Raw genomic sequence first — 1,831 nt, forward strand, 5'->3', positions numbered from 1 at the left:
GGGGTCGGGACATAAATGTTCTGACTTCTAATAAAAGCGACGATTTTCATTATTATTTCTGAAAATCGTCGCTTTTTTATGTTTATAGAGAAAATCGCAACTCGAAGAGCTACCAATTTCCTAACGTTGACAGCCATACACGCTATGCCAACTTCGGTTTCAACTTTCTCAATGCCTCTGACAGACATTCGAGTGAAACCCAAATTAGCCTTCAGATTACCAAAAAAAGTTTCAACATCAATTTTTCTTTGTTTATAAATTGATGAAGTTTTTGGATCTGAAAGCTTTTCTCTAGTGAAGTGCTTATAAAATTCCCAAACCATATTTCTTCTGATTGTTTTCAAAGTATCTGGTCTGGCTTTAGGGTTCATGCATTCTTTTCTGAGCGGACATCCTATACAGTCATAACATTTATATTCTTTAAATTGACGTTGATATCCATATTTATCATTTCGGAATCTATAGCCAGAAAAGAATAATAGTTTATTGTTTGGACAAATATATCTGTCATCTTTTTCATCATAATTCCAATTAAGAGAGTTATAAGGGTTTGATTTATACTTTCTTTTTTGTTCTTTTAAAAACATGCCGTACGGCATTAAAGGCGTTCTATTAAATACATCTATGACTATTCCATAGTTACTTTCACTACCATAACCTGCATCACACACAACATTTTCAGGTATGTCACCATTTAGTTCTTGCACTCTATATAAAAATCTTTCTAAAGTTCTTGTATCTGTTGGATTTTGGTAAACACCGAAGGCTAAGGCAAACTGGTTGTTGGTTCCTACTTGAATATTATAAGCAGGCTTTAATTGACCATTCATCATATGATCGTCTTTCATTCTCATAAAAGTCGCATCATGATCAGTTTTTGAATAACTATTTCTATCTCCTAAAACTTTCTTTTGTTCTTCATACTTCATCTTTTTCTCTTTACAATCATTCACTGCTTTTTTGTATTTTTTCAATAATGTACGTTCTGAACGTATTAATTTTCTTTGCTTCGTGTCATCGTTAGAATCAATTTTATCAGTTAGTTCCTCAATTTTATGACTTAAGCAATCTTCGATTGTCTCTAGTTCGTGTATCTGTATGTCTTCAGGTGATTCTTCTTTTAAATTTGGCAAAATTTCTTTTACTAATAGCTCTTCGTATATTTCTTTTGATTTCTTCATATTAGATTGACTATAACGTTCTGTATTCTTTCTCCAAACAAACGTATACTTATTTGCATCAGCTTCAATTTTAGTACCATCGATGTAAATTGCATTCTCTTCTATATAATGATTTTCTACTAAAAAGGTTCTAAATACTACATAACATTCTTTAATCAAAGCATTTGTTCGAGGATTAGAACGAAAACGATTAATCGTTTTATAGCTAGGGTTTTGTTCTTGTGCTAACCACATAAATCTAATACTATCTGTTAATGCAAATTCTATTTTCCGTCCGGAAAATATTGAATTACTATAGGCGTATAAGATGATTTTCAACATCATACGAGGATTGTAAGACGATGCACCTCTGTGATTTTGATATTCAGCAAAAGCATTTTCAGGCATTCTTTCTACAATCTCATTAACGATATTTGCAGTATCATTTTCTGTGAAAGTAAAATCAGTTATTAGTGGCAGTGAAAGTTGAGACATGTTATAATTTTTATACATAAAGTTCCTCCTATGATTGGGTTTGTGGTGAATCTCTAATTATAACTTGGGGGGCTTTATCTTTTTAAGTTATATAAATATTTTACATAAAAATCCGAGGAAAATCACTTAAGATTCTCCTCGGATTTTATTTTGGACTGTATTTATGTCCCAGCCCC

Annotated in this window: 1 protein-coding gene; it reads right to left on the reverse strand. The window is 31.7% G+C overall.

Annotated elements, in window-relative coordinates:
- On the reverse strand, positions 1–1,673 hold a 1,673-nt coding region (locus HMPREF2846_RS01565; RefSeq protein WP_070625385.1), incomplete at its 3' end, for an IS1182 family transposase.
- Positions 1,674–1,831: the final 158 nt, after the last annotated feature.

The sequence above is a fragment of the Staphylococcus sp. HMSC056G08 genome (assembly GCF_001812305.1).
Lineage (GTDB): Bacteria > Bacillota > Bacilli > Staphylococcales > Staphylococcaceae > Staphylococcus > Staphylococcus simulans.